Here is a 24,471-nt window from a genome sequence, read left to right as displayed (position 1 = left end):
GCATGTCGCAATATCCATCGCTCTACATGATCATCGACGGAGAGCGCGTGGACGGCGGCAGCCGCCGCACGCATGCCGTGGTCAATCCCGCCACGGGCGAGGTAATCGGCCAGTTGCCGCTGGCCGATCCCGCCGACCTTGACCGCGCGCTGGCCGTTGCGGCCGAAGGTTTCCGCATCTGGCGCGATTCCACGGCGCAGCAGCGCGCCGCCGTGTTGCAGGGCGCGGCGCGGCTGATGCTGGAGCGGCAGGAAGACATCGCCCGAACCGCCACGCTGGAACAGGGCAAGCCGCTGGCCGAAAGCCGGATCGAAGTGCTGATGAACGTCGGCCTGTTCAACTTCTACGCGGGCGAGGTCCAGCGCCTCTATGGCCGCACGCTGGTGCGCCCCACGGGGATGCGCTCCACCGTAACGCACGAACCGGTCGGCCCGGTCGCGGCCTTCGCGCCGTGGAATTTCCCCATCGGCAATCCGGGCCGCAAGCTGGGCGCGCCAATTGCGGCCGGGTGTTCGGTGATCCTGAAATCGGCGGAGGAAGCCCCGGCATCCGCGCTGGCAGTGCTGCAATGCCTACTCGATGCGGGGCTGCCCAAACAGGTCGCGCAAGCCGTGTTCGGCGTGCCGGATGAAGTCAGCCGCCACCTGCTCGGCTCGCCCATCATCCGCAAGCTGTCGTTCACCGGCTCGACGGTGGTCGGCAAGCACCTCGCCCGGCTGGCGACCGAGAACATGCAGCGCACCACGATGGAACTGGGCGGGCACGGCCCGGTGCTGGTGTTCGACGATGTCGATGTGGAGCACGTGCTGAACGCGGTTGTCCCGCACAAGTACCGCAACGCCGGGCAGGTCTGCGTCAGCCCGACCCGCTTCATCGTCCAGCAGGGCGTCTATGACCGCTTCCGCGAAAGCTTTGCGCAGCGCGCGCAGGCGATCAAGGTCGGCAACGGGCTGGACGACGGCACCCAGATGGGGCCGATGGCCAACCCCCGCCGTCCCGAAGCGATGGACAAGCTGATCGGCGATGCCGTGCAGCGCGGGGCGAAACTGCATTGTGGCGGGGAACGCATCGGCAATCAGGGCTATTTCTATGCGCCATCGGTGCTGTCCGATGTGCCGCTGGACGCTGAGATCATGAACGAGGAACCGTTCGGTCCGGTCGCCATCCTCAACGCCTATGCCGACGAGGACGCGATGATCGCCGAGGCGAACCGCCTGCCCTACGGCCTCGCCGCCTATGCCTGGACCACCGACGCCAAGCGCCAGCAGCGCCTGTCGCGCTTGCTGGAAGCCGGGATGGTGGGGATCAATACCACGATGATCGGCGGGGCGGATGCTCCGTTCGGCGGGGTCAAATGGTCCGGCCACGGCAGCGAGGACGGCCCGGAAGGCGTATTGGCCTGCATGGTGACGAAGGCCGTCCATGAAGGCTGACCGCGATGCGGCGGCGTGAGGTGAATGCCGGACTGGCGGCGGGGCTGGCGGCCCTGACCCTGCCAGCGGCAGCAAGGGAGAGAACGATGACCCATGATCTGAAAACTGGCGGGGATCGCGGCTATCTCCGCATCGCCACGGAAGAAGCCTTCGCCACGCGCGAGCAGGTCGATGTGTTCCTGCGGATGGTGCGCGATGGCACCGCCGACAAGGGCATGGTCTCGCTCTGGGGCTTTTACGCCCAGTCGCCGTCCGAACGCGCGACGCAGATCATGGACCGGCTGCTGAAGCTCGGCCCGCAGCGCATCCAGCACATGGATGAAGCCGGGATCGACAAGGCGATCCTGGCGCTGACCAGCCCCGGCGTGCAGCCGCTGCTCGACGTGGCCGAAGCCAAGGGCATTGCCAGCCGCGCCAACGATTACCTGGCCGAACGCTGCGCCGCCTACCCGGACCGGTTCATCGGGCTGACCGCCGTCGCTCCGCAGGACCCGGAATGGTCCGCCGCCGAAATTCGCAGGGGGGCGCAGGAACTTGGCTTCAAGGGCGTGCAGATCAACAGCCACACCCAGGGGCATTACCTGGACGAAGCGCAGTTCGACCCGATCTTCCGCGCGCTCGCCGATACCGGCCAGCCGCTCTACATCCATCCCGCCACCCTGCCCGACAGCATGATGGGCGGGATGATCGATGCCGGGCTGGACGGCGCGGTGTTCGGGTTTGGCGTGGAGACGAGCTATCACCTGCTGCGGCTGGTCACGACCGGGATCTTCGATCGCTATCCGAACCTGCAGATCATGGCCGGGCACGGTTTCGAGGCACTGCCCTACTGGCTCTATCGCACCGACTACATGCACAAGGCGGGCATCCGCTCGCAGCGTTACGAACGGCTGAAGCCCTTGCAGCATGACCTGTTCCACTACATCCGCCACAACTTCATCGGCACCACCAGCGGGCTGTGCTGGGAACCGGCGGTCAAGCTGATGATCGACGTGATGGGCGAGGACCGCGTGATGTACGCGATGGACTATCCGTACCAGTACGTCCCCGATGAGGTGCGCGCGATGGACAACCTGTCCATCACCGACGCGCAGAAGAAGAAGTTCTTCCAGACCAACGCGGAACGCTGGTTCAACCTGTGAGCGCCGCCCTGCCCACCGCCATCCCCAAGGGGGCGAAGTATGCGCTGGTGCTGATCGCGCTGACCAACGCGATCAGCCTGCTTGATCGGCAGATCCTTGCGATCCTGGCCCCGGCCATCAAGCGCGACCTGAACATTGGCGATGCGGAGATGGGGCTGCTCTACGGCACCGTCTTCGCGCTGTTCTATGCCCTGTTCTCGCTGCCGCTCGGGCGGCTGGCGGATGGCTGGGTGCGCAGCAAGCTGCTGGCGCTGTCGATCGGCTTCTGGTCCGCCGCAACCGCGCTGGGCGGCATGGCCAATGGCTTTGCCATGCTGGCCGTGTCGCGCCTTGGCGTCGGCATCGGGGAAGCATCGGCACAACCGGCGGGCACCTCGCTGATCTATGACTATTGGCCCAAGCACCGGCGCGGGTTCGTGATGGCGGTTCTGGCATCGGCCATCGCGCTGGGGCTGGGCGGATCGCTCGTGCTGGGCGGCGTTGCGGCGGCAGACTGGGATGCGGCCTTTGCCTCTGGCACCGCGCCGCTGGGCCTGAAAGGCTGGCAGTTCGCGTTCCTCGTCGCCTCGCTGCCGGGGTTCGTGCTGGCGCTGTTCATGTGGCGCCTGCGCGAGCCGGAACGCGGCGCCATGGACGGGATCCAGACCCCACCCGATCCCGCCCCGTTCCGCGCCAGCTGGAACGTGCTGGCGGCGGTGACGCCGGGGTTCAACTGGCTGGCGCTGGGACGGCGCGGGGCATCCGGCGGATACTGGCGCTTCAACCTGATTGCGCTGGCAGGGATCGTGCTGGCGATGTGGGGCCTCGTCACGCTCTGCACCGCGCTGTCACCGCGCCCGCCGCTGGATTTCGGAGCCGTCAGCATCAACCCGCACCTGCTGCAATGGAGCGTGATCGGGTTCGGCCTGTTCGTGATCGTCAACCTGATGCAGAACATGGCCGTCACCGATGCGCAGGCCTTCCGCGTCATCACCCGGTCGCCAACGCTGCTGATGGTCATGGCCGTCGGCACGCTGCAATCGGTGCTGAATTACGGGATGATGAGCTTCAACCCCAGCTTCCTGATGAAATACTACGGCCTGTCGCTGAAGGACACGGCGCTGCAATTCGGCCTCGTTTCGGCCGGCATGGGTATTCTGGGGCCGCTGTTCTGGGGGCCGCTGTCGGACTGGCTGCAAAAGCGCTTTCCGGGCGTCGGCCGGGCCTATGTCGCGCTGTTCTGCATGGGCCTGTCGCCGCTCATCTCGTTCTGGGTCTACCACGCACCGGATGCCACCGCGTTCTACTGGCGGTTCGTGGCCTATTCGATGGTGCTGACCGGCTGGCTGCCGCCGCTCTATGCGATCATGTATGAGCAAGTCCTACCCCGGATTCGCGGGACCACCTCCAGCGTCTATCTGCTCGTCTCGACCATTCTGGGGCTGGGCATCGGGCCTTACGTGGTCGGCGTGCTGTCTGACGCCAGCGGGGACTTGCGCGGATCGATGCTGACGATCAATGCCGTCGGGATTGCCATTGTCGTGCTGATGCTGGTGGTCGCCCGCCGTGCCCAGCGTGACGAGAACGCCCTGATGGAGCGCGCCGCCTGATGCCGACAGCCCCCGTTCTGACTGTACGCGATGCCGCCTTTGCCGTATTCCGCCATTTCGGCGTCGATGCGCTGTTCGGCAATCCCGGCTCAACCGAGCTGCCGATGCTGCGCGCGCTGCCGGACGGGTTCGAATACTTGCTGGGCCTGAACGAGGCCGCGGTCGTGGCGATGGCCGATGGCTATGCCCAGTCGAGCGGGCGGCCTGCGCTGGTCAACCTGCACAGCGCGGCGGGCACCGGCAATGCGCTGGGCAATCTCTACACCAGCTTCCGCAACAACACGCCGCTGGTGGTCACGGCGGGCCAGCAGGCGCGCAGTATGCTGCTGATGGACCCGTTCCTGGGGGCCGAACGCGCGACCGAGTTTCCCCGCCCCTACGTCAAGTGGGCTGCCGAACCGCTGCGCGCCGAGGACGTGCCCGCCGCGCTGGTCCGCGCGTTTCACATCGCATTGACCCCGCCGATGGGGCCGGTGTTCGTGTCCGTGCCGGTCGATGACTGGGACCGGGAATGCGAAATGCCCGCGCTGCCCGCGCTCAGCCTCAAGACCCTGCCGGATCCCGCTGGCCTCGCCCGGCTGGGGATGATGCTGGACAGCGCCAGCCGCCCCGCGCTGGTGCTGGGCACGGGCGTGGCGCGCTGCGGCGGCTGGCAAGCGGCGATTGATCTGGCCGAAGCCGCCGGGGCCGACGTCTGGGTAGCCCCCTTCGCCGCGCGCGAGGTGTTTCCGGAAGATCATCCCCGCTTTGCCGGGTTCCTGCCTGCCTTCCGTGACCAGATCGTCCGGCTGCTCGCCCCCTATGACGCGCTGCTCGTGGCGGGCGCGCCGGTGTTCACCTATCATGCCGAGGGCGACGGGCCCTATTGGCCGGAAGGCGCGGCGCTGGGCGCGCTGTCCGAAGACCCGCAGCACCTTTCGTTCCTGCCGGGCGGACTTGGCGTGCTGGGCGATGTCGGCGCGGGGCTAGCCAGCATCGCGGGCCAGATCAAGCCCCGCCCCGCCCCGCCGCCCTGTCCGCGCGCGCCCGCGCCGCTGCCGGGGATGACCACGCCCTACGCGCTCAAGCGCATCGCCGCGCTGCGCCCCGCCGATGCGATGCTGGTGGAAGAAGCGCCGACCGCGCGCGGGCCGATGCACGATCACTTGCCCGTCACTTGCCAGGGTGGGTTCTTCACCTGCGCCAGCGGCGGGCTGGGCTATGGCCTCCCCGCCGCCGTGGGCGTCGCGCGCGGCAGCGCTAACCGCAAGGTCATCGCGCTGCTGGGCGATGGCTCGGCCATGTACACCATCCAGGGCCTGTGGAGCGCGGCGGAGCAAGGCGCGAACGTCAGCTTCCTGATCCTCAACAACGGCCGCTATGCCGCGCTGGATCACTTTGCCAAGGTGTTCGCCATGAACCAGATGCCCGGCACCGACATTCGCGGGCTGGATTTCGTCTCGCTGGCGGGGGGCATGGGCGTGCCTGCCCGGCGCGTGGAGGATACCGCAGACCTCGACGCCGCACTGGAATGGAGCCTGTCCGCCACTGGCCCGACGCTGGTGGAACTGGTCGTGGAGTGATCAGGTCACCCGCCAGACCCACAGCTTGATACCGGTGGCATAGCGCGCGCCGGAGCAGACGAAGATCGAGCGGTTCATCCAGTCATACTTGCCGATGGGCGCGATGAATTCGGGCACCGTGCGGAAATAGTATTCCGCCGGATCGACCTCCTCGCCCGCTGCCAGCCGCTGCATCACTTCGGGCGGGCCGTGGCGCAGGCCCTTGTTGCGGATCTGGATGATCACGCCGTCATCGGTCTGCAGGGCATAGATCGCGTCCGCCACTGTCACGCCATCGGGCCGGGTCAGCTGCCAGTCGGCGGCGTTGCCCATCAGCTGGCCCTTGATCAGCGGGCCTTCGACCCGCCCGCCCGAAAAGATCGGGATGATCCGGCGCGTGCCGTCCGTGGTGTCACCGATGGGAACCGGAGCGCCGAGATCACCCGACGCTTCATAGACGAACTCAAGCCCCGGCTTGATCATGCGGCCAGCCCGATCTGGTCGGCCGGGGCAAAGTTGCCGTGGAGGCCAAAGCGCAGGCGGATCGGCACCTGGATCGTCGCGATCGGGCCTTTCTCGATGTCCAGCGCATCGAACAGCAACAGGTCGCTGCGGTGTTCTTCCAGCCGGTTGCAGACCTGCACGATCCACCCGTCACCTTCGGGCGCATCGGCGCTGCGCGGGATGAAGCAGGGTTCCTGCAACGAGGATACCGGGCCGCACCACCAGTGCTGTTCCTTGCCCGTCTGGTGATCGATCAGGCACAGGCAGTTCATGAGTAGCCCACCCGCGCTGCCGCCCTTCAGTTCGACCGGGCGCTTGTAATCCATCTCCAGCATCCAGCCGTAGCGATAGGGCAGGCCCGTGCGGCGATCATCGATCCGGGGGAATTCGCCCGCCGTGTCGGTCAGCCTGGTCACGCTTTCGAACTCGTCCGAATTGCTGGCCAGGTCGACCGTCCAGCGGGTGAGATAGCTCATCGCTTCCATCCCGTTGAACGGCGCGCCGTGCACGTCCGGGAAGAACGGGAACATGTTGTTCTTCGCTTCCGGAATGTCGAAGTGGATCTTGGTGCCGTCCTGCCAGGCGTTCATCACGTGGCTGGCAAAGCAGTTGTCGCGCTTGAACCAGCGGATGTCCTCTGCCGACACTTCATCGCGGCGCGGGATCACGCCCAGATAGACCGGCATCGTGGTGTCGAACCCGAAATGCGGCTTGCCTTGCTCCAGCCGTTCCCAGCTGCCGATGGACGGGACGATGTGCAGCACGAGGTAATCCTCGGTCACCCCGAAGTCGTGCATCATGCAATAGTAGGGAACCTTGAACCACACTTCGCGGATCAGCTCGCCGCTGGGGGCGATTTCCATGTAGGTGACATCGTCGGTGCACAGCCCGCTGGCGGCATAGCCGATGGCGACCATGTTGCCGGTTTTCGGATCGATCTTGGGATGCGCGGTAAAGGTTTCGCCGGTCATCTTGCCGCCGAACTTTTCGAACCCGAAGGTTTCCATCGTCGCCGGGTCCATCAGCAACGAGGGGCTATCCTCCTTCATCGCCCACAGCTTGCCGCCAAAGATGAAGGCGTTGGTGTTGGCGGTGGAGCGGATCTGGCCCTTGACGCTTTCGTCATCGGTCAGCGGGTTGCGATAGGCCCCGAACAGCGCCTTGCCCGCTTCGTTTTCCAGTTTCCACTTGTCGGTCCTGGCCCAGCGCTGGCGGAAATCGCACTGGCCGTCATGGAAGTGAAAGCGGGTGATCATCCCGTCGCCGTTGAAGGCGATGTCATCGCCCAGCCGCGGGGGGAATTGCGGATCGGGCTGAACCCGGTAGAAGGCGCCATTGAGTTCGCGCGGGATTTCCCCGGTATGAACCAGGTCGGCGATGTCGGCCTCAATGCGCGAAGGCGTGTTGAAGCCGGTAAAGCTGGGGGTATCCGGAAAATGGGCCATTGCATCCTCTCCTCGAATGGGATTGTATGCAGTGCAAACAAATAGGCAAGTGCTATGCGGGTGAGGGATGACGATTTGGACGCGGTGACGACGATTGATCACGACGATGGCGACATCGGCGAGATCAAGGATATCGTCGGCTTCCACATCCGCCTGGCGCATGGCGCGTGCTATCGCCACTTTACCGAGACGTTCACAGAGCTGGAGCTGACGCAAAAGCAGGTCTCGGTGATGTGGCTGGTCGCCGACCACCCCGGCATTTCCCAGATCGATCTGGGCCAGCGCCTGCGGATGGACCGCGCCACGACGATGACGATCATCAACCGCCTGCAGGCGCGCCATTTCCTGCGCCGCGAAAAATCGCCCACCGACGGGCGCAAGCAGGCGCTCTATCTGACGCCGCAGGGCGAGGCCATGCTGGCCGAAGCCAAGCTGGCGATCCGCGAGCACGAAAACTGGGTGAAGAGCCGGTTCACCGATGCCGAAGTGAAAACGCTGGTGGAACTGCTCGCCCGGATCCACGAATAACGCACAACGACTGACCGATAAGCCGGACCTAACCGGCACTGGTATTCTTGAGGAAGCACGAATGGCCAACGATCCGCGCGCATTGATCGACCACACCACCATGACCTCGCGGCAATGGATCGCGGTGATCCTGATGATCGCGCTCAACGCGCTCGACGGGTTCGACGTGCTGTCGATTGCCTTTGCCGCCCCCGGCATCGCCAAGGAATGGGGCATCGGCCGCGATGCGCTGGGCGTGGTGCTGGCGATGGAACTGGTGGGGATGGGCTTTGGCTCGATCCTGCTGGGCGGCGCGGCTGACCGGTTCGGCCGCCGGGTAACGGTGCTGGGCTGCCTGACCGTGATGAGCATCGGCATGTACATGGCCACCACCTCTGGCAACCTCACCGAACTGGGCGTCTGGCGGTTCATCACCGGGCTGGGCATCGGCGGGATGCTGGCCGCGATCAACGCGGTGACGGCGGAACTTTCCAGCCTGAAGGGGCGCAGCATCGCCATGTCGCTGATGGTCATCGGCTATCCGATCGGTGCCACCGTGGGCGGGATCATTGCCGGCATGCTGCTGAAGAGCGGCGACTGGCGGCTGGTGTTCGAATTCGGTGCCATCGCAACGGTCGCCTTCATTCCGCTGGTCTGGTTCCTCGTGCCCGAAACGCCCGATTATTACCTGACCCGCCGCCCCGCCGATGCGCTGGCGCGGATCAACAAGTCGCTCGCCACCTTGCGCCTGCCCGCGGTGGACAGCCTGCCCCCGGTTACCCCGCAAGTGGAAAAGCCCAGCGTTTTCGACATCCTCAAGCCGGGCCTGCTGCGCACCACGATGCTGCTGACCATCGGCTATTCGTTCCACGCCATCACGTTCTACTACATCCTGAAATGGTCGCCCAAGATCGTCGCCGACTTTGGCTATTCGCAGCCGGAAGCCGCCAGCGTGCTGGTCTGGGCGAACATCGGCGGGGCCACCGGCGGCGCGCTGTTCGGGTTCCTGATGCACCGCTTCGGGATCAAGGCCCCGACGATTGCCATGCTGCTGCTGGGCGCGGCGGCGGTGGCGCTGTTCGGGCTGGGCAGCCAGACCCTGGAAGGCTGGCGTCTGGCCGTGTTCTGCACCGGCTTCACCACCAATGCCGCGATCGTCGGGTTCTATTCCGCCTTTGCCAAGGGCTTTCCCGCCCACGTCCGCGCCACCGGCACCGGGTTTGCCATTGGCGCGGGCCGGATCGGGGCAGCGGGTTCCCCGATCCTGACCGGGGTGCTGTTCCAGCAGGGCGGCATCAGCCTGCTGGGCGTGTCGATCATCATGGCCTGCGGTTCGGTTGTCGCGGCGGTGATGCTGGGGATGCTCAAGCTGCGGAACGATTGACGCGGCGCACACCCGCGTTACACGTTGCCAATCGCAACCGAAAAAGGAGAGGCTTCCGTGTATTCACACAACATGGTCGGCAGCAATGACATTGCCCGGTCCAAGGCGTTCTATGACGCCCTGTTCACCGCCGTGGGCGGCAACCCCGGCATCCAGGACGACAAGGGCCGCCTGATCTACATGCACAACGATGGCCTGTTCCTGGTCACGCCGCCGATCGACGGCCAGCCCGCGACGGCCGGCAACGGTTGCACCATCGGCTTCGCGATGAGCAGCCCCGAACAGGCCGACGCCTGGCACGCCGCTGGCGTCGCTGCGGGCGGCAAGGCGATCGAAGACCCGCCGGGCGTGCGCGAAGCCGGCTTCGGCAAGCTCTACCTTGCCTATCTGCGCGATCCTGACGGGAACAAGCTCTGCGCACTCCACCGGATGTGAGCATTGCGCTGACCGAATTCATGGCTGACGGCACCCGGCGCGCGGCATCGCGCGCGTGGGTGCCTGAAGTCCCGGTCGCGCTGGAATTCAACGGCCTGTCCTATGCGGTGATGATGGCCACCCCGCAGGACCTCGAAGATTTCGCCATCGGCTTTGCCCTGGCCGAAGGGCTGGCCCGCTCGGCGGCGGACTGCACCGACATCGCCGTGGCGCAAGTGGACGCGGGCTGGATCGTACGCGCCACACTCCGCGGCCTGGGCATCGACAAGCTGACCGAACGGGTGCGCACCCGCGTTGCCGAATCGAGCTGCGGGCTCTGCGGAATCGAGAATCTGGCCGCGATCAACGTCGCCCTCCCCCTCGTTGCCGCGCATGACCGGATTGAACCGAAGGCGATCTTTTCCGCCTTGTCCGCGCTGCGCGATTACCAGCCGCTGACCCGCGCCACCGACGGTGCCCATGCCGCCGCATGGGTCGATGCGGCAGGCCGGATCGGCTCTGTGCGTGAGGACGTGGGGCGGCACAACGCGCTCGACAAGCTGGTTGGCGCCTGCGCGCGCAGCGGGCAGCCGCTCTCCCCCGGCTTCGTGCTGTCGACCGCGCGGTGCAGCTATGAAATCGTCGAGAAGGCGGTACGCGGCGGGGCGACAACGCTCGTCTGCGTGTCCCTGCCAACCTCGATGGCGGTGGAGCGCGCCCGCGCTGCCGGCCTCAGCCTGTGGGCGCTGGCCCGCGATGACAGCGTCCTGCTGGTCAACGACGGATCAGCGCGATAGCAGGAACACCGCGTGCTCGGCTCGCCAGTTGGCCGCTGCATCGCTGATCCGTTTGTCGCCGGACAGGAACCACGCCCCTTCCACCGTCAGCCCCTTGGCCGCCACCAGTTCACGGAAATCGCGCACCGTGACATGGTGGATGTTGGGCGTTTCATACCACGCCACCGGCAGCAGCCGCGTCACCGGCATCCGGCCGTGCCACAGCAGGCTGGCCCGCACCCGCCAGTGCGCGAAGTTGGGAAAGCTGACGAAAGCCTTACGCCCCACCCGCAGCAATTCGTCCAGCACCAGATCGGGGCGCTTGGTGGTCTGCAGGGTCTGGCTGAGGATCGCGTAATCGAACCCGCCATCGGTGTAATAGCCCAGGTCCGTATCGGCATCGCCCTGAATCACCGAAAGCCCGCGCGCAACGCATTCCGCCACGTTGAGCGGGTCCAGTTCCAGCCCGCGCGCATCGACCGCACGGGTATCCCGCAGCGCCGCCATCAGGGCGCCGTCGCCGCAGCCGACGTCGAGCACCCGGCTGCGCGGGGCCACGTTGGCAGCAATTACTGCCAGATCGGGACGCAGCGCGCTCATTGGCCCAGGAACCCGGCAATCACGCGGTCCAGCGCAGGCACGTCCAGCAGAAAGCTGTCATGCCCGAACGGGGCGGAAAGTTCGACAAAGCTGACCGGCGCGCCCGCCGCGTTCAGGGCGTGGGCGATGGTGCGGCTTTCGCTGGTGGGATAGAGCCAGTCGGTATCGAAGCTGACCAGGCAGAACCGCGCATCGCTGCCGGCAAAGGCATCGGCCAACCGCCCGCCATGTTCCTCAGCCAGATCGAAATAGTCCATCGCGCGGGTGATATAGAGATAGCTGTTGGCGTCGAACCGGTCGGTAAAGCTGAGCCCCTGATGGCGCAGATAGCTTTCGATCTGGAAATCGGCGTCGAACCCGAACGTCTTGGCCGTCCGGTTTTGGAGCCGCCGTCCGAACTTTTCGTGCATCCCCTCTTCCGACAGGTAGGTGATGTGCGCGGCCATCCGGGCTACGGCCAGACCTGCTTCCGGCCCCTTGCCGGCGCCATAGTAATCGCCGCCCTGCCATTTCGGATCGGCCATGATCGCCTGCCGCCCGACCTCATGAAACGCGATGTTCTGGGCAGAATGGCGCGCGGTGGAGGCGATGACCAGCACGGCCCGCGCGCGCTGCGGCCAGTTCGCGGCCAGGCTGAGCGCCTGCATCCCGCCCATCGATCCGCCCACCACCGCATGCAGTGTGGCGATGCCCAGCGCATCGAGCAGCGCCACGTGCCCGCGCACCATGTCGCGGATGGTGATGACCGGAAAGCGCATGCCATAGGGCTGTCCGTCCGCCGCCATGCTCGCCGGGCCGGTGCTGCCCATGCAGCTGCCCAGCACGTTGGCGCAGATCACGAAGAACCGGTCGGTGTCGATCGGCAAGCCCGGCCCGACCATGCGAATCCACCAGCCGGGCTTGCCCGTGATCGGGTGCGGGCTGGCAACGTGCTGGTCACCCGTCAGCGCGTGGCAGATCAGCACCGCGTTGGATTTGTCGGCGTTCAGCTGCCCGTAGGTCTCATAGGAAATGCGCACGCCATCAAGGCTCTGCCCGCCGTCGAGCGGCAGCGGATGGGCCAGTTCAAGGACGTGGCTGGAAGTCTGGATTGCGGCAGTGGCCATGTCCGCCGACTTGGGGGACGCCAAGCGGGCTGTCAATCGGCCACAAGCCTGCTAAAGGCGCGCCATCATGGCTGACGCACCCACCCCGAAGCCCTGGATCGACGCGATCCATGCCTATGTCCCCGGCAAGAGCACCGGCGCGGACGGGCGCCCGCTCATCAAGCTTTCCGCCAACGAGAACCCGCTGGGCTGCAGCCCGGCGGCGCTGGCGGCGCGCGCGGTGGAACCGCAGCGCTATCCCGATCCGGACAGCACCGCGCTGCGCGCCGCAATCGCGCAGGTTCACGGACTGAACCCGGCGCGGGTGGTGATGGGCACCGGCTCGGACGAGCTGCTCAACCTCGCCGCGCAGGGCTATGCCGGCGTGGGCGATGAAGTGCTGTTTTCGCGCTTCAGCTTCTCGGTCTATGACATCGCCGCGCGGCGCTGCGGCGCGACCCCGGTGGTGGCCCCCGATGCCGATTTCGGCGCGGACGTCGACGCGCTGTTGGCGCTGGTGAGCGAACGGACCCGCGTGGTGTTCATCGCCAACCCGAACAACCCGACCGGCAGCTTCCTGCCCAGGGGCGAGATCGCCCGGCTCCACGCTGCGCTGCCAGCCGATGTGCTGCTGGTGGTCGATCAGGCCTATGCCGAATACCTCGCGCCTGAAGACGATGACGGCGCACTAGCGCTGGCCGAAGCGCACGGCAACGTGCTGGTCACGCGCACGTTCTCCAAGATCTATGGCCTGGCGGGCGAGCGGATCGGCTGGGCCACCGGCGCGCCGGGGCTGATCGCCACGCTCAACCGGATTCGCGGGCCGTTCAACGTTTCCAACACCGGACAGGCGATGGCCGAGGCGGCGGTTGCGGATCAGGCCTTCGTTACCCACGCGCGCGATCACAACCGGGCCGAGCGCACACGCTTCGTCGCCGCGCTGGAGGCACTGGGCAACCACGGCCTGCGCCCGCTGCCGAGCGAGGCGAACTTCGTGCTGATCCTGTTCGGCGGCGCGCTGACGGCGGAAACGGCTTACAACGGCCTGGCGGAGCGCGGCTACATCGTGCGCTGGCTCCCCGGCCAGGGCCTGCCGCAGGCGCTGCGCATCACGATCGGCACGGCCCGGCAGATGGGCGACATCGCCGCGGCGCTGCGCGAGATGGCGGAGGCCGCAAAGTGAGCTTCCGCAGCGTCGCGATCATCGGGTTGGGCCTGCTGGGCGGATCGACCGGGCTGGCGGTGCAAAAGTTCCTGCCCGATGTGCAGACCACCGGCTGGGACGCGAACCCCGAAACCCGCGCCCGCGCTACGGAGCGCGGGCTGGTCCACACCGTGCACGACTCCGCCGAGGATGCGGTGCGCGATGCCGATCTGGTGATCCTGTGCGTCCCTGTCGGCGCGATGGGAGCGGCTGCGGCAGCCATCGCCCCCGCGCTGCGCGCGGACGTGGTCGTCAGCGATGTCGGTTCATCCAAGCAGTTCGTTGCCAAGGCACTGGCCGAGGCGCTGCCCGGCGTGGCCGTGATCCCGGCCCACCCGGTCGCCGGGACTGAACGGTCCGGGCCGGACGCGGGCTTTGCAACGCTGTTTCAGAAGCGCTGGTGCATCATCACCCCGCCCGCCGATGCCGACCCTGCCCAGGTCGCCGCGCTCAGCCAGTTCTGGGAAGCCCTGGGCGCCAAGGTCGAACTGATGGACGCGCAGCACCACGATCTGGTGCTGGCCGTGACCAGCCACCTGCCGCACCTGATCGCCTATACCATCGTCGGCACGGCCGATGATCTGGAAGGCGTGACGCAAAGCGAAGTCATCAAGTATTCCGCCGGCGGTTTCCGCGACTTCACCCGCATCGCCGCATCCGACCCGACGATGTGGCGCGACGTGTTCCTGTCCAACAAGGACGCGGTGCTGGAAATGCTTCAGCGCTTCACCGAAGACCTGACCGCGCTGCAACGCTCGATCCGGGTGGGCGACGGTCAGGCGCTGTTCGACCAGTTTTCCCGCACCCGCGCGATCCGCCGCTCGATCATCGAGGAAGGGCAGGACGACGCGCGGCCGGACTTTGGCCGCAGCGATCACGCCGGGAGCTAGGCACGCCGCCAGCTAGGAAAGCAGGAACACCCCGGCGACGATCCACATCACCGCCGTGGAAAGCCAGCCACCGAAGGCCAGCGGACGGGAAATCACCAGCTTGCCCATGACCCTGGGGTTGCGCGCGATAAGCATCGTCACGACCATCAAGGGCGGGGCGAGCAATCCATTGACGACGGCTGCCCAATAGAGCGCCTTCATCGGATCGATCCCGATGAAGTTCAGCGCCACCCCGCCCGCCGTGGCCAGCACGATCACGCCATAGAACGCCTTGGCCTCGCGCGGTTTGCGGTTCAGCCCCTCGGTCCAGCCGAACGTCTCGCTGACGGCATAGGCCGCGCTGCCCGCCAGAATCGGCACGGCCAGCAGGCCCGTGCCGATGATGCCGATAGCGAACAGCGCGAACGCCAGATCACCCGCGATCGGGCGCAGCGCCTCTGCCGCCTGGGCCGCGCTGGCAATTTCGCGCACGCCGTTCGCGTGCAGCGTGGCCGCTGTGGCGATGATGATGAACAGCGCGACCAGGTGCGAAAAGCCCATGCCGACCAGCGTGTCCGTCCGGATGCGCCGCAGTTCCGCCTCGGCGCGGCTGCGCGGGGAAACGTGCAGCGGCTTGATGTGGCGGCGGTGCTGTTCCTCCACTTCCTGCCCGGCCTGCCAGAAGAACAGGTAGGGGCTGATCGTGGTGCCGAACACCGCGACCAGCGCCATCGCGTGCTCGCGGTCAAAGGTAAAGCTGGGCACCACCAGCGCGCGCAGTGCCTCGCCCACGGGAACGTCGGCCACGAACACCACGCCAACATAGGCAAACAGCGACAGCGTGGTCCATTTCAGGATACGGGCATAGCGATCATAGCTGAGGAACACTTCCAGCCCGACGCTCAGCACCCCGAACGCGGCGGTGTAGAGCAGCACCGGGCCCGGCACGAGCAAGGCCAGCACGGCCCCCATCGCACCAAGATCGGCCCCGAGGTTGATGACGTTGGCCACCAGCAGCAGCACGACCACCAGCCGCAGCAAGGCGGGGGGATAGTGCCGCCGCAGGTTCTGGGCGATGCCCTTGCCCGTGGTCGCCCCGATCCGCGCGCAGATCGCCTGGATCGAGGCGAGCAGCGGAAATCCGAAGGCCATCGTCCATGCCAGGCCATAGCCGAATTGCGCGCCGACCTGACTATACGTGCCGATCCCGCTGGGATCGTCATCTGCAGCGCCGGTAACGAGCCCCGGCCCCAGCACTTCGAACGCGGAGCGCCGCTCCTCTGGCTGGGTCATGCCGGACCGGACGGGTTCGGGGCGGGCGCGTTGAGGGCGTTGATCGCGTCCTGCACGCGCTGCTCGATCTCCTCACGCGGGAGGCCCGGCGGAATCGGTTCCGAAAAGCGGAACGTCACCGTGCCCGGCCGTTTCCAGCGGCGGTGATAGAGCGGCCCGGAATCGATGGCACAAGCCACCACGGGCAGCCCCAGCAGCTTGTAGAGGCCGGCAAACCCCGATTGCAGTTCGGCGCGCTGGCCGTGGGGAACCCGGGTGCCTTCGGGAAAGATCAGCAGCGGGCGGCCATCGGCGCTGTACTTCTTCGCCGCGTTGAGCATCGCGCGCAGCGCCTTGGCCCCCTGCTCCCGCTCCACCGCCACCAGGCCATAGCGGTCGGCAGCAAAGCCCCACAGCGGCAGCCGCATCAGTTCCGCCTTGGCGAACACCGAAGGCCGGTCAAACATCGCGGGAAGGTCGATCGCCTCGTAAAAGCTCTCGTGCTTGAGCGCGACCAGCACCTGGCCGGACGGGATCGTCCCTTCGATGCGCTGGTCGATCCCCAGCAGCACCCGCGCGCACCACCGGTGCCAGCGCGACCAGTCCTCCACCACCCGGCGGAAGGTGCGGCGCGACCCGAGCGTGACCAGCAGCGCCGATCCGGCGACGTGATAGATGCTGCCCAGATAGAACACGATGTAGAACAGCAGGCTGCGCAAGACGGACATTCTCACCCCCTCCAGCCGCGCGTCACCAGGCGCGCCAGCAGCTTGTGATATTCCATGAACAGGGTGCGCAGCGATGGCCGGGTCGGCACTGCATCGGCCTGCAGGGTCACCCCTTCGGGCAAGGTCTGCTCCAGCTCCAGCAGTGCGCGGCGCATGTGCCAGTCATTGGTCACCACGCGCAGCGTCCCGATCTTCTCGCTGCGGACCCAGGCCGCGGTCTCGTCGGCGTTGCTCATCGTGTCGGTCGCCTGAAACCCCAGCGTAACGCAGCAGGCCATCTGCGCCGAGGCCACCTTGTATTCCACCGCGAATTCGTGCGGCTTCACATCGCGGTCGACGCCGGAAACCAGCATCCGCCCGGCCCAGCCGCGCCGTAGCACTTCCAGCCCGCGCGCGACCCGGCCCGTTCCGCCGGTCAGCACGACCACGGCGTCGGCCTGCCCCGGCCCGGCCGGCTGCGGCAGCGCCACGGCGAACCACAGGAACCCCAGCACCCAGCCCAGGAACGTCAAGGCAAGACCGCGCGCCAGCATCACAGCATCCGCTTCAATGCGGCCAGCACGGTGATCCGCGCGGTCAGCATCGCCAGCAGGACAAACCCCGCCGGGACAAGCGCCAGCAGCAGCCAGTCACTCCACACCAGCGCCCCGCTGTTGACCAGCCCGGCCCCCAGTTCGGCAAACTGCTGTCCCAGGAACAGCACCACCACCAACCCCAGCGCCAGTCCCACCGCGCCGCCGCCCGCCGCATCGAAACCGACCGAGCGCTGGAAAATCCGCGCGATCTGTGCGTCGGTCCCGCCCAGCAGATGCACGATCTCGATCGTGTCGCGGTTCGACCCCAGCGCGCTGCGCACTGCCAGCAGGACCGCTGCAGAGGTCGCAAACGCCAGCAGGCCGACCAGCGCCAGCGAGAGCCATTGCAGCGACTGGATCGCGCTGAACACCGGCTTCAGCCAGCTCGACTGCCCATCGACCCGGCCATCGGGCGCCACCTCGCGCACGGCGCGGCGCAGCGCCCCCAGGGTTTCGGCGGTCAGCGGATCGCGCAGCCGCGCATCGACCAGCGCGGGCACGGGAATCGCCTCATCCCCGGCGGCGCGCGCGCCCAGCCAGGGTTCGATCAGGCGTTCGACTTCGGCCTGCGAGACCATGTTGGCATCGACCACGCCCGGAATCGCCCGCAACCGCCCGACGGCGGCCACCGCCTGCCGGTCCCGCTCCACAGGGTTGGCGTTGACGATCTGCACCGTCACCCCGCCCGACAGCTCGTCCGCGGCATTGCGTGCGGTGTTGCTGAACGACAGCCCGGCCGCGGCCGCGATCACCGTCAGCGCGACCATGATCGCGATCACCCACGGCATCGGCCCGGACAGCCGGGCCTGCGGAATCAGCTCGCTCTGGCCGTTGCCCGATACAGAGCGCCAGCCCTGGGCAATCGCCTCGTGCACCCCGGCGGGAAGTTGCAGCGCCATCGCCTCAATCCTCCCTGGGCCGCGCGGCGACGTGCGGACGCGGCGGATAGCGCAGCGCCCCGGTCGGGTCGGACAGGCGGCCCTTGTCCAGCCGCATGATCAGCGAATCCGGCACCTTGCGCAGCAGGTGCACGTCGTGCGTGGCAACCACCACGGTCGTTCCCAGCCGGTTCAGCGCCTCGAACAGGCGCAGCAGCTTGATCGCCATATCGGGATCGACGTTACCGGTCGGCTCGTCCGCCACCAGCAATTCCGGCCGGCCGATCACCGCCCGGGCAATGGCCACACGCTGCTGCTCGCCGCCGGAAAGCTGGGCCGGCTGCGCGTGCATCCGGTCCGCCAGCCCGACCCATTCCAGCATGTCCGCGACCGGGCGCAGCAATTCGCGGTCCGGCACCCCCGCCACGCGAAGCGGCAGCGCGACGTTGTCAAACGCGGACAGGTGCGGGACCAGCCGGAAGTCCTGAAACACCACGCCCAGCCGGCGCCGGAAGCCTGGCAGGCGCTCGCGCGGGAGAGTGATGGCATCAGTCCCGAACATCCGGATCATCCCGCGCGACGGGCGCTGCGCCAGATAGAGCAGCTTGAGCAGCGACGTCTTGCCCGCGCCGCTGGCCCCAGTCAGGAAATAGAACGTGCCGGGATAGAGTGTGAAGGACACGTCGCTCAGCACTTCACGGTCAGAGCCATAGCGCAAGCCGACGTTGTCGAACTGGACGATTTCCCCGGTGGCGGTGCTGTTCATCAGGCTGGGGCAGTCCGGTACGAGGTTGCGGGGCGCCGGGGCGCGTCGAAGCGTCGGCAGGCTATAGCGGCCAATCCATGTGGAAAAAAGGGATTAGCCGCGCAACATTCGCAACCCGACGCTTGCCGCGCGGCGTTACATGCTTAACGGTGCGAACATGATTATTTCCTGCCCCGCCTGTTCGACCCGCTATGTCGTTCCCGACAGCGCCGTCGGCGTGGAAGGCCGCACGGTGCGCTGCGCCAAGTGCCGCCACAGCTGGTTTCAGGAAGGCCCGGACATGGCTGTGCCGCCGCCGCTTCGCGCGGCCCAGCCCGCCCCGGCCAACACGGCTCCCGCAGCAGCGCCGCCGGCAGCAGCCCCGGCACCGGCTCCGTCCGCGCCCCCTCCCGCGCCGCCCGAACCTGCGGTGGACAGCAGCGAAGCAGCGCAGGGCGCGCCCGTCGCCGCGCCGGAGCCGGATCTGGCCGAACCACCGTCCCGCCCGCTGGCCGCGCTAGATGATGCCGAGGGCCAGAACGAACCGCTCCCTCCGCCTCCGCCGCTCCGCCGCGACGAGGACCTGCCGGGTCGGCCGGTCTACGCCGATCCGGCCTATGGCGCGGATTTTGACGATGGCCGTTCCAGCTTCGATTACGAGCCGCCGTTCCGGCCGCGCCGCAATCCCGCACGGATGTGGACGATTGCCGCCGCCTTGTTCGCGGTGGTCGCGCTTGGTGCCGTCGGTGCAACCGCGTGGTACGGCTTGCCTGACTGGATGCCCTTCGCGCGGCCCACGTTTGCCGAGGCTCAACCCGGCCTGAAGCTGGATTTCCCGGCCAAGCAGCAGGACCGCCGCCAGTTGCCCAACGGCACCTGGTATTACGGGATCAACGGCAAGGTCACCAACATCTCCGATGTTTCGCGCAGCGTCCCGACCATTCTGGTCGTGCTGCGCGGCGCGCGCGGCCAGATCGTGCGCACGGCGGAAATCCGCCCGGCCAAGCGCGTGCTCGCACCGGGCGAAAGCGTCTCCGTCAACGAGGCCCTCGTTCCGGTCGAAAAGTCGGCGGTCAAGGCACAGTTCGGCTGGAAACCGGGCTGACCGGGCGACCTATTCGAATTCGACCATGATGACCTGCCCCCTGCCGCGCGGGCGCACCTTGCGCACCTGCCGGTCGGGTCCGGCAACCGGGGTCGATGTTTCGAAGCGCAGGATTTCAACCGTCACCGGCACCACCGCAGTCGCCCCCAGCGGCGCGCGCGGCGGGGTGCCCAGCGGGTTCCAGAGCGTCGCCACAGTCGCGGCTATAAAGGGCAAGAACGCGCTCATGCCCGATGGTGAACGCCGGATTCACCATCCCGGCAACCGGCGATTCCGCACTGTCCCCAACCGGGACGCTGCCGCGCCCAGGCCTGACCGGCAAAGATTACCGGCAACAGCGCTTGCAGCCCTGCAACGCCTTTGCTAAGGGCGCCCTCCTACCCCCCCGGAGCGCCTTCGGCAGCTCCGATGATTTAGCGGTCGTGGCGGAATTGGTAGACGCGCAACGTTGAGGTCGTTGTGGGCGAAAGCCCGTGGAAGTTCGAGTCTTCTCGACCGCACCAATCAAATCGGTAGAACCAGCCCACCCCGCTCACGGGCGGTGCTGAATGGCGCACTGCCGCGATTGCTGCCAGCTATTGAATTCATGGATAGTAACGCTGCCATCATATGGTGAGCGCACTGCGCTGCGTCTGGTATAGGCGGGGCGATAGCAGGGCGGAATTCGCCTTGCTGGGCCGTGGCCGCTTCCCGCCACGGTGTGCAGGATATCTTGGAGAGCAGATCCGTGGCCTTGTTCGAACCCTTCCCCAACTACATCTGGAACCTGTCGGTCGCGATCGCGATGGAAAGCGGCGGCCAGATTGGCGAGATCGTGGACGTCGTGGCGGCGGCAAAGGCTGCGGCGGGCGAAAGCGCCGATGCCGGGACGCTGGCGTTCATGCAAGCGTGGATGGCCAAGGCCGATACGCTGATCGAACTGGCCGCCGAGGACGAGGCCAAGGGCCGTGCCTATTCCGCCGGCAAGAAGCTGGAACGCGCCGCGCTCTACCTGCTCAATGGCGAGCGGATGCAGGCGCGCGGCACGCCGGGGCGGATGGAAACCTACCGCCGGGCGCGCGAATGCTTCGATCGCGGCATCGCGCTGGGCGGATTGAATTGCGAGCGGGTGGAAATCCCGCTGGCAGGTGGCGGCACGATGCCCGCGCTGTGGACCCGCGCGCCCGGCGATGGCCCGCGCCCGGCGGTGGTCTATTGCAACGGCCTCGATAGCAACAAGGAACTGCTCTATTGGTCGTGGCTGCCCCATGCCCTGGCCAAGCGCGGGATTTCCACCCTGTGCGTCGACCAGCCGGGAACGGGCGAGGCGCTGCGCCTGCAGAACCTGCCTGCCACCGCGCATTCGGAGGAATGGGCATCCAAGGCGGTGGACTGGCTGGAACAGCAGCCCGAAGTCGACGCTAAGAAGATCGGGATGACCGGGATTTCGCTGGGCGGACACTATGCCCCGCGCGCGGTCGCCTATGAACCGCGCTTCGCTTCGGGCGCGTGCTGGGGGGCGAACCACAACTGGTACGAAGTGCAGTTCAAGCGGCTGCAACGCGAAGGTGAAAATCCCGTCCCGCACTATTGGGGCCACGTCTATTGGGTGTTCGGCGCGAAGGACAAGGACGACTTCTTCGAAAAGACCCGCGACATGAACCTCAACGGCCACATGGACCGGATCAAGGTGCCGTTCCTCGTCACCCACGGCGAGAACGACCGCCAGATCAGCGTGGATTACGCCTACCAGGCCTATGACCAGCTGATCAACAGCCCCCGCCGCGAACTCAAGATCTTCACTGCCCGCGAAGGCGGGATCGAGCACGTCGGGGCCGATAACATGTCGTTCGGGCGCGATTACATCGCCGACTGGTTCGCCGAAACGCTGGGCGGCCGCACCGCCTGAGCAGGCGGCTGGGCCGCCAGCAGGTTCAGGGCTTGTGCTCCGGCAGGGGCCGGCCCTGGTGCAGATAGGCCGGCGCCTCGATCAGCACGAAGGCGATGCGGCAAGGCTTGTCGCTGGTGTTGCGCCACAAGTGGTTGGTGCCGCGCTGGATCACGATACCGCCCTGCCGCACGGTGCGCTTTGCCCCGTCGTCCAGTTCCAGTTCGACTTCGCCTTCCAGCACAATGCCGTAATCGATCGAATTGGTGCGGTGCATCGGGCTTTCCTTGCCCGGCAGCATATCGACGATCCGCAGCACCGAACCCTGATTGAGCGTCAGCCCCGCATCACGGTGGCGGCCATCGGTTTCGTCATTGTTATCGGCGGGGACCGTGGCAGTCGTCCAGAGCGACAGGAAGGCGGCGTCGCCCGAGGGGATCAGCCGCGTCGGGCTGACATCTTCGGAGCGGAACACCGCCCGGCCCCGCGCATCATGCCCGGTGACAAGGCGCTGGACCGGGGGCAATCCACTATCAGACTGGCCGCCATCAGACGGCCCGCCTTCGGCAAGGTCCGTCAAGCCTGCACCACCCGCTGGTCGATCGCCCCGAACGGAGCGCGGCCATCGGGCATGACCGCTTCCATTCGCACGGTATCCCCGAACTGCATGAATTCGGTCCGGGCAGCGCCTTCGTCGACGATTTCGATTCCCCGCCGCTCGGCAATGCAGGAAGACCCGATTTCGCGGAAGTTCTCGTTCGAAACCGTGCCCGAACCGATCACCGTGCCCGCTACCAGATCGCGCGTGCGGGCGGCATGGGCGACGAGTTCGTGGAAGCCATAGTCCATCGGCTCCCCATTGGCCGCGCCGAACCGCGCGCCGTTCCAGTCCACCAGCAGGTCCAGGCAGACCCGGCCATTGCGCCAGTGCGCCCCCAGTTCATCGGGCGTGACGGCAAACGGCGCCATCGCGCAGGGCGGCTTGGCCTGGACCCAGCCGAACCCGGTCTTCATTTCAGGCCCGGCCAGTGCGCGCAGCGACCAGTCGTTGATCTGCACCACCAGCCTGATGTGCTCCAGGCACTGCGCCGGGGTGGAGCCCATCGGCACGAAATCGACGATCACGCCAAACTCGCCCTCGAAATCGATCGACAGGTCCGCAGACGGGAACTTCACGTCGTCATTGGGGCCATAGAACTTGTCGGACGTGCCCTGATACATCAACGGCGCGGTCAGCGGCGGTTTGGTCATGCCCAGCATCTTGTCCATCAGGTCGCCGTGGCTGGGGAAGGCGGAGCCATCCAGCCACTGCCACGCGCGCGGCAGCGGCGCGGCCAACAGCGCGGGGTCGAGCGCATCGGGGAACGTGGCGATCGCCGCCAGATCAGCGCAGACCGCATCCCAGTTCTCCAGCGCCTCCTGCAAGGTGCCGCACGGCGCAGCCGCGCAGGCGGTTCCATCGGGCGAGACCACCACCAGCCGCCCGTCCTTCGTTCCGTCGCGCAAGGTTGCCAGACGCATTGCCAAACTTCTCCCATCAAACTTGTGTCTTTGCCGGATTAGGCGGCAGGCCTCATTCCGGCAAAGGCATTCCATCGATAGGCACCCATCGACACCATGTGATGGTCGGCGGGCGCATCGGTCTGGCTGGAGTGCCAACTGAACGCCAATTGGCAGCCCCCCGCATCAGACCGGTTCGGCCAACTTCTCGCGGATGCGCCGGGTCAGTGCCACGGGGTCGCCCGCCGTTTCGGGATGCATTTCCCATTCGCCCAGCTGGATCGAGCTGGTGCCGACCAGCTTCGCCCGTTCAAACCGGCGATCCATGAACGCGCGCAGGGCCGTGTCGACATCCTTGGCGGCCAGTTCATCGGCCAGCACGATCGCGTCTTCCACCGCCATCGCCGCGCCCTGCCCCAGATGCGGGGTTGCGCTGTGGGCGGCATCGCCGATCAGCACCACCCGCCCCTGATACCACGGATCGGGCATGATGCAGGCTTCCAGCGGGCGATAGACCACCAGCGCCGGATCGGTGATCGCCTGAGCGGCTTCGCCCAGCCGTCCGCCGAACCCCTCCAGCCGCTGGCGCATTTCAGCAGCCAGCGTTTCGGGCGCGAAGCGCGGATTGCCCGGCTCCTCGAACACGGCGAAGATATACATCTCCGTCTCGGTCAACGGGCAGTAACCGGCCTTGCCGCCCGGCTTGCCGATGTAGAGGTCCGACCATTCGAGATCAGCCGGACGCGGCACGTTGTAGCGCCATACGCCCTGCCCGGTGAACTGCGGCCGCGCATCGGGCCACAGCGCCGCGCGCACTTGCGAATAGTTGCCGTCGCAGCCGATCAGCAGGTCAAAGCGCCCGCTGGTACCATCGGTGAAGGTCACGTCCACCCCGTCGCCAGTGTCGGTGAAGCGCTCGAACGTCACTCCCAGCCGCACCGGAATGCCCAGTTCGCGCACCTTGTCAGTCAGCACCTTATGGAGCGCGGGCCGGGTCAGACCCAGGTCGGACGGCAGGCCATCGACCTGCGCATCCCCCGGCAGCTCGGCGATCAGGTCGCCCGCCATCGTCATGAACCGCGCGCCCTTGTAGGGGAACCCGGCGGCCACCGCCGCTTCGCCCAGCCCCAGTTCCTCAAGCGCGCGGATGAAGTTCGCCTGGACGATGATGCCGACGTGATAGACCGACCAGTCGGCGTTCTTTTCCACCACCTCGACCTTCAGGCCCTTGTTGTGGAGGCCGATGGCCGCCGCCAGCCCGGCGACGCCGCCGCCGACGATCAGGATGTTCTGCGTCTTGCTCATGCT

Annotated in this window: 25 protein-coding genes and 1 tRNA gene; 13 read left to right on the top strand and 13 right to left on the bottom strand. The window is 66.9% G+C overall.

Going from position 1 to position 24,471, the window contains the following annotated elements:
- Positions 1 to 2: 2 nt before the first annotated feature.
- The 4 genes from IE113_RS11915 to mdlC all read left to right on the top strand — a co-directional run bounded on the left by IE113_RS11915 (position 3) and on the right by mdlC (position 5,726).
- Positions 3 to 1,433, top strand: coding sequence for an NAD-dependent succinate-semialdehyde dehydrogenase (locus tag IE113_RS11915; RefSeq protein ID WP_189541767.1), 1,431 nt, complete (start codon positions 3 to 5; stop codon positions 1,431 to 1,433).
- Positions 1,434 to 1,519: 86 nt separating this feature from the next.
- Positions 1,520 to 2,575 carry an amidohydrolase family protein gene (locus IE113_RS11910; RefSeq protein WP_189541765.1) on the top strand — a complete coding sequence of 352 codons (1,056 nt, stop codon included), beginning with the start codon at positions 1,520 to 1,522 and terminating at the stop codon, positions 2,573 to 2,575.
- The gene (locus IE113_RS11905) at positions 2,572 to 4,164 is read left to right on the top strand and encodes an MFS transporter (RefSeq protein ID WP_189541764.1); all 1,593 of its coding nucleotides are present in this window, start codon (positions 2,572 to 2,574) and stop codon (positions 4,162 to 4,164) included. Before IE113_RS11910 ends, IE113_RS11905 begins: the two co-directional genes overlap by 4 nt.
- Positions 4,164 to 5,726 carry a benzoylformate decarboxylase gene (gene mdlC / locus IE113_RS11900; RefSeq protein ID WP_189541761.1) on the top strand — a complete coding sequence of 521 codons (1,563 nt, stop codon included), beginning with the start codon at positions 4,164 to 4,166 and terminating at the stop codon, positions 5,724 to 5,726. The genes IE113_RS11905 and mdlC overlap by 1 nt, the downstream gene beginning before the upstream one ends.
- On the opposite strand, the gene IE113_RS11895 is transcribed toward mdlC, so the two are convergent.
- Together IE113_RS11895 and IE113_RS11890 are read right to left on the bottom strand one after the other, a co-directional pair.
- The gene (locus IE113_RS11895) at positions 5,727 to 6,188 is read right to left on the bottom strand and encodes a DUF3237 domain-containing protein (protein ID WP_189541759.1); all 462 of its coding nucleotides are present in this window, start codon (positions 6,186 to 6,188) and stop codon (positions 5,727 to 5,729) included. It lies immediately after the preceding gene.
- Positions 6,185 to 7,654, bottom strand: a complete 1,470-nt coding sequence (locus IE113_RS11890) for a lignostilbene-alpha,beta-dioxygenase (protein ID WP_189541757.1) — start codon at positions 7,652 to 7,654, stop codon at positions 6,185 to 6,187. Before IE113_RS11890 ends, IE113_RS11895 begins: the two co-directional genes overlap by 4 nt.
- An 84-nt stretch (positions 7,655 to 7,738) precedes the next feature.
- On the opposite strand from IE113_RS11890, the gene IE113_RS11885 reads away from it, so the two are divergent.
- From IE113_RS11885 to fdhD, 4 genes are all read left to right on the top strand, one after another.
- Complete coding sequence (locus IE113_RS11885) at positions 7,739 to 8,182, top strand: Saro_0803 family transcriptional regulator (protein ID WP_229822340.1); 444 nt, start codon at positions 7,739 to 7,741, stop codon at positions 8,180 to 8,182.
- A gap of 61 nt (positions 8,183 to 8,243) precedes the next feature.
- Entirely contained in the window at positions 8,244 to 9,545 is a 1,302-nt protein-coding gene (locus IE113_RS11880) for an MFS transporter (protein ID WP_189541753.1), read from the top strand.
- A 57-nt stretch (positions 9,546 to 9,602) separates the two neighbouring features.
- Positions 9,603 to 9,980 (top strand): VOC family protein, encoded by a 378-nt coding sequence (locus IE113_RS11875; protein ID WP_189541751.1) that lies wholly within the window; start codon positions 9,603 to 9,605, stop codon positions 9,978 to 9,980.
- Positions 9,981 to 10,000: 20 nt separating this feature from the next.
- Positions 10,001 to 10,756: a formate dehydrogenase accessory sulfurtransferase FdhD gene (gene fdhD / locus IE113_RS11870; RefSeq protein WP_189541749.1), complete on the top strand. Its 756-nt coding sequence runs from the start codon at positions 10,001 to 10,003 to the stop codon at positions 10,754 to 10,756.
- Here the strand turns inward: fdhD and metW are convergent.
- Together metW and metX are read right to left on the bottom strand one after the other, a co-directional pair.
- Positions 10,745 to 11,335, bottom strand: coding sequence for a methionine biosynthesis protein MetW (gene metW / locus IE113_RS11865; RefSeq protein ID WP_189541747.1), 591 nt, complete (start codon positions 11,333 to 11,335; stop codon positions 10,745 to 10,747). The genes fdhD and metW overlap by 12 nt on opposite strands.
- Positions 11,332 to 12,441, bottom strand: a complete 1,110-nt coding sequence (gene metX, locus IE113_RS11860) for a homoserine O-acetyltransferase MetX (RefSeq protein ID WP_189541745.1) — start codon at positions 12,439 to 12,441, stop codon at positions 11,332 to 11,334. Before metX ends, metW begins: the two co-directional genes overlap by 4 nt.
- 67 nt (positions 12,442 to 12,508) lie before the next feature.
- On the opposite strand from metX, the gene hisC reads away from it, so the two are divergent.
- Together hisC and IE113_RS11850 are read left to right on the top strand one after the other, a co-directional pair.
- Positions 12,509 to 13,603: a histidinol-phosphate transaminase gene (gene hisC, locus IE113_RS11855; protein WP_189541743.1), complete on the top strand. Its 1,095-nt coding sequence runs from the start codon at positions 12,509 to 12,511 to the stop codon at positions 13,601 to 13,603.
- A complete protein-coding gene (locus IE113_RS11850; protein WP_189541741.1) occupies positions 13,600 to 14,514 on the top strand; it encodes a prephenate/arogenate dehydrogenase family protein in 915 nt (304 codons plus the stop codon). The genes hisC and IE113_RS11850 overlap by 4 nt, the downstream gene beginning before the upstream one ends.
- A 12-nt stretch (positions 14,515 to 14,526) precedes the next feature.
- Here IE113_RS11850 and IE113_RS11845 read toward each other — a convergent pair whose 3' ends face one another.
- From IE113_RS11845 to ftsE, 5 genes are read right to left on the bottom strand one after another with little or no spacing between them, the layout of a single operon-like run.
- On the bottom strand, positions 14,527 to 15,786 hold the full coding sequence (locus tag IE113_RS11845; RefSeq protein ID WP_189541739.1) for an NRAMP family divalent metal transporter: 1,260 nt from the start codon (positions 15,784 to 15,786) through the stop codon (positions 14,527 to 14,529).
- A complete protein-coding gene (locus tag IE113_RS11840; RefSeq protein WP_189541737.1) occupies positions 15,783 to 16,493 on the bottom strand; it encodes a lysophospholipid acyltransferase family protein in 711 nt (236 codons plus the stop codon). The genes IE113_RS11845 and IE113_RS11840 overlap by 4 nt, the downstream gene beginning before the upstream one ends.
- 2 nt (positions 16,494 to 16,495) lie before the next feature.
- A complete protein-coding gene (locus IE113_RS11835) occupies positions 16,496 to 17,026 on the bottom strand; it encodes a YdcF family protein (protein ID WP_189541735.1) in 531 nt (176 codons plus the stop codon).
- A complete protein-coding gene (locus tag IE113_RS11830; protein ID WP_229822337.1) occupies positions 17,026 to 17,967 on the bottom strand; it encodes a cell division protein FtsX in 942 nt (313 codons plus the stop codon). The genes IE113_RS11835 and IE113_RS11830 overlap by 1 nt, the downstream gene beginning before the upstream one ends.
- A gap of 4 nt (positions 17,968 to 17,971) precedes the next feature.
- Positions 17,972 to 18,712 (bottom strand): cell division ATP-binding protein FtsE, encoded by a 741-nt coding sequence (gene ftsE / locus IE113_RS11825; protein WP_189541733.1) that lies wholly within the window; start codon positions 18,710 to 18,712, stop codon positions 17,972 to 17,974.
- Positions 18,713 to 18,869: 157 nt separating this feature from the next.
- Here ftsE and IE113_RS11820 point away from each other — a divergent pair, with 157 nt between their 5' ends.
- A complete protein-coding gene (locus IE113_RS11820; protein ID WP_189541731.1) occupies positions 18,870 to 19,796 on the top strand; it encodes a zinc-ribbon domain-containing protein in 927 nt (308 codons plus the stop codon).
- Positions 19,797 to 19,805: 9 nt separating this feature from the next.
- Here the strand turns inward: IE113_RS11820 and IE113_RS11815 are convergent, their stop codons facing one another.
- Positions 19,806 to 20,024, bottom strand: coding sequence for a hypothetical protein (locus IE113_RS11815; RefSeq protein WP_189541728.1), 219 nt, complete (start codon positions 20,022 to 20,024; stop codon positions 19,806 to 19,808).
- 188 nt (positions 20,025 to 20,212) lie between these two features.
- Between IE113_RS11815 and IE113_RS11810 the strand changes: the two genes are divergently transcribed.
- Together IE113_RS11810 and IE113_RS11805 are read left to right on the top strand one after the other, a co-directional pair.
- Positions 20,213 to 20,299: transfer RNA gene (locus IE113_RS11810), tRNA-Leu, on the top strand.
- Between the two features lie 224 nt (positions 20,300 to 20,523).
- The gene (locus IE113_RS11805) at positions 20,524 to 21,684 is read left to right on the top strand and encodes an alpha/beta hydrolase family protein (RefSeq protein ID WP_189541875.1); all 1,161 of its coding nucleotides are present in this window, start codon (positions 20,524 to 20,526) and stop codon (positions 21,682 to 21,684) included.
- A gap of 25 nt (positions 21,685 to 21,709) precedes the next feature.
- Here IE113_RS11805 and IE113_RS11800 read toward each other — a convergent pair whose 3' ends face one another.
- The 3 genes from IE113_RS11800 to IE113_RS11790 all read right to left on the bottom strand — a co-directional run bounded on the left by IE113_RS11800 (position 21,710) and on the right by IE113_RS11790 (position 24,468).
- Positions 21,710 to 22,243 (bottom strand): cupin domain-containing protein, encoded by a 534-nt coding sequence (locus IE113_RS11800; RefSeq protein ID WP_189541726.1) that lies wholly within the window; start codon positions 22,241 to 22,243, stop codon positions 21,710 to 21,712.
- Positions 22,240 to 23,184, bottom strand: a complete 945-nt coding sequence (locus IE113_RS11795; RefSeq protein ID WP_189541724.1) for a fumarylacetoacetate hydrolase family protein — start codon at positions 23,182 to 23,184, stop codon at positions 22,240 to 22,242. Before IE113_RS11795 ends, IE113_RS11800 begins: the two co-directional genes overlap by 4 nt.
- Before the next feature lie 165 nt (positions 23,185 to 23,349).
- A complete protein-coding gene (locus IE113_RS11790; protein WP_189541717.1) occupies positions 23,350 to 24,468 on the bottom strand; it encodes an FAD-dependent monooxygenase in 1,119 nt (372 codons plus the stop codon).
- Positions 24,469 to 24,471 lie beyond the last annotated feature (3 nt).

The organism is Novosphingobium arvoryzae (genome assembly GCF_014652615.1).
Taxonomy (GTDB): Bacteria; Pseudomonadota; Alphaproteobacteria; order Sphingomonadales; family Sphingomonadaceae; genus Novosphingobium; species Novosphingobium arvoryzae.
This window is presented reverse-complemented; position numbering and strand designations above follow the sequence as displayed.